The sequence below is a fragment of the Streptomyces sp. CO7 genome (assembly GCF_053474865.1).
On sequence record NZ_JBRIOU010000001.1, the window covers coordinates 158,045 to 163,100 of the forward strand.

At 74.9% G+C, this 5,056-nt stretch carries 6 protein-coding genes; 4 read left to right on the top strand and 2 right to left on the bottom strand.

Features of this window, described 5'->3' with window-relative positions:
* The coding region (locus tag ACOV8S_RS00720) for an SsgA family sporulation/cell division regulator (RefSeq protein WP_448315288.1) at positions 1 to 371 on the bottom strand (371 nt) is incomplete at its 3' end.
* A 90-nt stretch (positions 372 to 461) separates the two neighbouring features.
* Between ACOV8S_RS00720 and ACOV8S_RS00725 the strand changes: the two genes are divergently transcribed.
* The 4 genes from ACOV8S_RS00725 to ACOV8S_RS00740 all read left to right on the top strand — a co-directional run bounded on the left by ACOV8S_RS00725 (position 462) and on the right by ACOV8S_RS00740 (position 4,429).
* The gene (locus ACOV8S_RS00725) at positions 462 to 1,574 is read left to right on the top strand and encodes an energy-coupling factor ABC transporter permease (RefSeq protein ID WP_448315289.1); all 1,113 of its coding nucleotides are present in this window, start codon (positions 462 to 464) and stop codon (positions 1,572 to 1,574) included.
* Positions 1,575 to 1,579: 5 nt separating this feature from the next.
* A complete protein-coding gene (cbiQ, locus tag ACOV8S_RS00730; RefSeq protein WP_448315291.1) occupies positions 1,580 to 2,341 on the top strand; it encodes a cobalt ECF transporter T component CbiQ in 762 nt (253 codons plus the stop codon).
* The gene (locus ACOV8S_RS00735; RefSeq protein ID WP_448315293.1) at positions 2,329 to 3,096 is read left to right on the top strand and encodes an energy-coupling factor ABC transporter ATP-binding protein; all 768 of its coding nucleotides are present in this window, start codon (positions 2,329 to 2,331) and stop codon (positions 3,094 to 3,096) included. Before cbiQ ends, ACOV8S_RS00735 begins: the two co-directional genes overlap by 13 nt.
* Before the next feature lie 160 nt (positions 3,097 to 3,256).
* Positions 3,257 to 4,429: a serine hydrolase domain-containing protein gene (locus ACOV8S_RS00740; RefSeq protein WP_448315657.1), complete on the top strand. Its 1,173-nt coding sequence runs from the start codon at positions 3,257 to 3,259 to the stop codon at positions 4,427 to 4,429.
* Here the strand turns inward: ACOV8S_RS00740 and ACOV8S_RS00745 are convergent.
* Positions 4,426 to 4,932, bottom strand: coding sequence for an N-acetyltransferase family protein (locus ACOV8S_RS00745; RefSeq protein ID WP_448315295.1), 507 nt, complete (start codon positions 4,930 to 4,932; stop codon positions 4,426 to 4,428). The genes ACOV8S_RS00740 and ACOV8S_RS00745 overlap by 4 nt on opposite strands.
* Positions 4,933 to 5,056 lie beyond the last annotated feature (124 nt).

The window sequence follows — 5,056 nt, forward strand, 5'->3', positions numbered from 1 at the left end:
GCCCCCGTCGGGGCGGGGGTCGGCGCGCCGGTGGCCGCGGCGTGGATGCGGCCGAGGAAGCGGAGCAGCGCCGTGGTGTCGAACTGGGCCACCACCACGCCCTGCTCACCCGGTAGTTCCACCACCGTGGCGGCGCGGCCGCAGGGCCACACCCTGACCCCTTCCGCCTCCGCGCCCCGGGCCGGACTGCACACGCCCCGCTCCAGCAACGCGCGGTCCACCCGCCACTCCCGCGGCGTGGGGGCCGCCAGGCGGATCGTCACCTCGGACGCCCCGGGCTCGTGCCGCAGCACCGCCGGGACCCGGCCGCCCCGGTCCTCCCGCGTCGCGGTCAGGACGTGCGCTCGTGTGTACTGTTCGATCGCGGACACTCACACAATGTCCCAGTTTTTCCGCTTTCCCGCCCTTCGGGGCCGGACCCCTTCTTGCGAAGAAGTTGCAACTAGCGGCACCATCGAACAGTGCATGTTCCTGATGGATTCCTCGACGCCCCCACCTCCCTCGCCACCGGTGCGACAGCCGCCGCGGCCGTCGCCGTGTCGCTGCGCGGCGCCCGCCGCGAACTCGCGGGCTCCGTGACCGGCCCCGCGGGCCCGGCGGCCATGGGAGCGGAGCGCACCGCGCCGCTCGCCGGCCTGACCGCCGCGTTCATCTTCGCGGTGCAGATGCTGAACTTCCCGGTCGCCGCCGGAACCAGCGGGCACCTGCTGGGCGGCGCGCTCGCCGCGATCCTCGTCGGCCCCTTCACCGGTGTCCTGTGCGTCTCCGTGGTGCTGCTGCTCCAGGCGATCCTCTTCGCCGACGGCGGCCTCACCGCACTGGGCACGAACATCACCTGCATGGCCCTGATCACCGTGGTCGTGGCCCACCTGGTCTTCCGCACCCTGCTGCGGCTGCTGCCCGCCGGGCGTTCCACCGTCACCGCCTCCGCCTTCGCGGCGGCGCTGGTGTCGGTGCCGGCGGCCGCGCTGTTCTTCACCCTGCTGTACGCGATCGGCGGCACCACCGACGTGCCGATCGGCTCCGTCGCCGCCGCGATGGGCGGTGTGCACGTACTCATCGGCATCGGCGAGGGCGTCATCACCGCCCTGACCGTCGGCGCCGTCATCGCCGTCCGCCCCGACCTGGTGCACGGCGCGCGCGGGCTGCACCGTCCGCTGAAGCTCAAGGTGAACGGCGAGCTGGTCGACGCGCCCGCCCCCGCCGCGGCCACCGCGCCGGCGTCCGCGCCGCGCTCCTCGCGCGCGGTGTGGCTCGGCGGCCTGGCGGCCTCGCTGGTACTGGCCGGGTTCGTCAGCTTCTACGCCTCCGCCTCCCCCGACGGCCTGGAGAAGGTCGCCGCCGACAAGGGCATCGACAAGAAGGCCGAGGAGCACGCCGTCGCCGACGGTCCGCTGGCCGACTACGGCGTCAGCGGTGTGGACGACGCCCGGCTGTCCGGCGGCCTGGCCGGCGTCATCGGCGTGGGCGTCACCGCGGCGGCCGGCACCGGCGTCTTCGTGGTGGTGCGCCGCCGCGAGAACGCCGGCCACGCCGGCGAGGACGCCGCGGACCGCGACCACGAGAAGGTCTGACCGGCGTGGGCTCCGGACACTCGCACCGGCTGCACCTGCCCGGCGCCTCACCGGTGCACCGGCTGCCCGCGCACACCAAGCTGGTCGCCGTCCTCGCCTTCGTGGTGGTCGTGGTCTCCACGCCCCGCGAGGCGGTGTGGGCCTTCGCCGGGTACGCGCTGCTGCTCGCGGCGGTGGCCCGGGCCGCGCGCGTGCCCGCCGGCTTCGCGCTGCGGCGGATGGCCGTCGAGGTCCCGTTCGTGGCGTTCGCGCTGCTGCTTCCGTTCGTGGCGCGGGGCGAGCAGACCGAGGTGCTGGGCGTGCAGCTCAGCGTCTCCGGGCTGTGGGGCGCGTGGAACATCCTGGCCAAGGGGACGCTGGGCGTCGCCGCCTCCGTCCTGCTGGCCGCCACCACCGAGCTGCGCGACCTGCTGCTCGGCCTGCAGCGGCTGCGGATGCCGCCGCTGCTGGTGCAGATCGCCTCGTTCATGCTCCGCTACGGCGACGTGATCACCGACGAGCTGGCGCGGATGCGGATCGCCCGGGAGTCCCGCGGCTTCCAGGCGCGCGGGCCGCGCGCCTGGGGCGTGCTGGCCCGGACGGCGGGCGCGCTGTTCATCCGCACCTACGAGCGCGGCGAGCGGGTCCACCTCGCCATGATGAGCCGCGGCTACACCGGAGCCATGCCGGTGCTCGACGGGTCCGCGGCGACCCGGCTCCAGTGGTCGTCCGCGCTGGCCCTCCCGATGACGGCGCTCGCCGTGTGTCTGGTGGGATGGACCCTGTGAAAGACCCTGTGACGACGGACGACGTGACGTACTCCCTGGAGGTCTCCGGCCTCGCCTTCGCCTACCCGGACGGGCACCAGGCCCTGTTCGGCGTCGACTTCGCGCTGGAGCGCGGCGAACGCGTCGCGCTGCTGGGCCCCAACGGCGCCGGGAAGACCACCCTGGTGCTGCACCTCAACGGCATCCTCACGGCCGGCGCGGGCAGTGTGCGGGTGGCCGGTCTGCCGGTGGACCGCGCCCACATGGCGGAGATCCGGCAGCGGGTCGGCATCGTCTTCCAGGACCCCGACGACCAGCTCTTCATGCCCACCGTCCGCGAGGACGTCGCCTTCGGCCCGGCCAACGCCGGGCTGCGCGGCGCGGAGCTGGAGGCCCGGGTGACCCGGGCGCTGGAGCGGGTCGGCATGGCCGAGCACGCCGGCCGGCCCCCGCACCACCTGTCGTTCGGGCAGCGGCGACGGGTCGCGGTGGCCACGGTGCTGGCGATGGAGCCGGAGATCCTCGTCCTCGACGAGCCGTCCTCCAACCTCGACCCCGCCTCACGGCGCGAACTCGCCGAGATCCTGACCTCGCTGGACGTCACCGTCCTGATGGTCACCCACGACCTGCCGTACGCGATGGAGCTCTGCCCGCGCTCGCTGGTCCTGTCCGGCGGCACGATCGTGGCGGACGGGCCGACGCCGAAGCTGCTGGCCGACGAGGCGCTGCTGCGGGCGAACCGGCTGGAGCTGCCGTACGGGTTCTCGCCCCGCTGAGGCGGGCGGCCGGCGCCCCTGCTGTGACCGCCGCCACGCGGCAGCGCGGAATCGGGGCCGTGGCACGCTTGTTGCGCCCGTTGGCGCAGCGCGCCACGAAAGTGCGGGCCCGGTGCGGGCCTGCAGGGCGTCGCGAGAACGTGAGGGAACGGTGGACCAGGTGGACGTCGACGGCACGGTGACCGGCCGGTTCGCCCCGGTCCGGGAGGCCTTCGCGCGCAACTTCACGCACCGCGGCGAGCGCGGCGCGGCGGTCGCCGTCCACCTGCACGGCCGCAAGGTCGTCGACCTGTGGGGCGGCGCCCGTGACGTCGACGGGGGCGCCCCCTGGGAACAGGGCACGGCACAGGTCGTGCGGTCCGCCACCAAGGGCGTGGCCGCGGCCGTCGTGCTGCTGCTCCACCAGCGCGGACTGCTCGACCTGGACGAGCCGGTGGCCTCGTACTGGCCCGCGTTCAAGGCGGCGGGCAAGGAGCGGGTCACCGTCCGGCACCTGCTGGCCCACCGGGCCGGGGTGCCGGCCGTGGACCGCCCGCTGACCCCCGCCGAGTCCTTGGACCCGGACCGCACCGCGGCGGCGATCGCCGCGCAGGCCCCCGCCTGGGAGCCGGGGACCGCGCACGGCTACCACGCGCAGACCTACGGGTGGCTGCTCGGCGGGCTGGTGCGGCAGGTGACCGGGGTGTCGCTGGGCGCCTGGCTGGCCTCGGAGGTGACCGGGCCCTCGCGCGCCGACCTGTGGATCGGCCTCCCGGAGGCGGAGGCGGCCCGGGCCGGACGCTGCGGGCCGCTGCCGGCGCCGGAGGCGGGAGGCGGGGCCGGGATCAAGGCCCGGCCCAAGCGGGAGGTGTCCCAGGCGTACGCGGACCCGCGGTCGCTCACCCGGCGGGCGTTCGGCGCCGTCTCCCCCGCGGTGGACGAGAACGACCCGGCGTACCGGGCCGGCGAGTCCCCCGCGTCGGGCGGCGTCGCCACGGCGGAGGGACTGTCCCGCTTCTACGCCGCGCTGTCCGGCGAACTCGACGGGCGGCCACCGCTGTTCACCCCGCAGACCCTCGGACTCGCCCGCACCGAGCACTCGGTGGGCGCCGACCGGGTGCTGATTGTCAACACCCGCTTCGGCGCGGGGTACATGCTGCACAGCCCGGCCTCGCCGCTGCTCGGCCCCGGCTCCTTCGGCCACCCCGGCCGGGGCGGCGCCCTCGGGTTCGCCGACCCGGAGAGCGGGATCGCCTTCGGCTACGTCACCAACGGCTTCCTGAAGTCGGTCACCGCCGACCCGCGCGCCCAGGCGCTGGTGCGGGCGGTCCGGGAGTCACTGGCCTCCGCCTAGAGAGCCAGGTGCATCACGTGCACGCCGACCAGGCCGTGCACGGGGTGGCGGAAGCCCTCCGGGACGGTGCCGACCACGCGGAAACCGAGCGACTCGTACAGCTTCACGGCGCGGGTGTTCGTCTCCACCACCGCGTTGAACTGGATCGCCCGGAACCCGGACTCGCGCGCCCACGCGATCACGTACTGGCACAGCGCGCGGCCGACCCCGCGGCCCGCGTGGCCGGGATCCACCATGAAGCTGGCGCTCGCCATGTGCGAGGCGTTCCCCGTGCGGGACATGTTGCAGTTCATCTTCGCCGTCCCGACGATCCGCGGCCCGCCGTTCGCGTCGTCCTCGACGGCGACCACGGTGCGGTCCGGCGCGGGGAGCAGCCACCAGCCGCGGCCCTCCTCCTCACCGAGGTCCAGCGGGTACGGGTACGTCTCGCCGGCGGCCACGATCTCCCGGAAGAACGGCCAGATCCCGGCCCAGTCCGCCCGGTCCGCCTCACGAATCAGCATGCCGCGATCCTTTCACCGCTCCGGGCCCTGGCGACACCGCGTTTTCCGCGCGCCGTCGCCGTCCCGCGCCCCTCTCACCCGGCGTGCAGCATCAGCCCCAGTCCCGCCACCATCAGCACCGCCC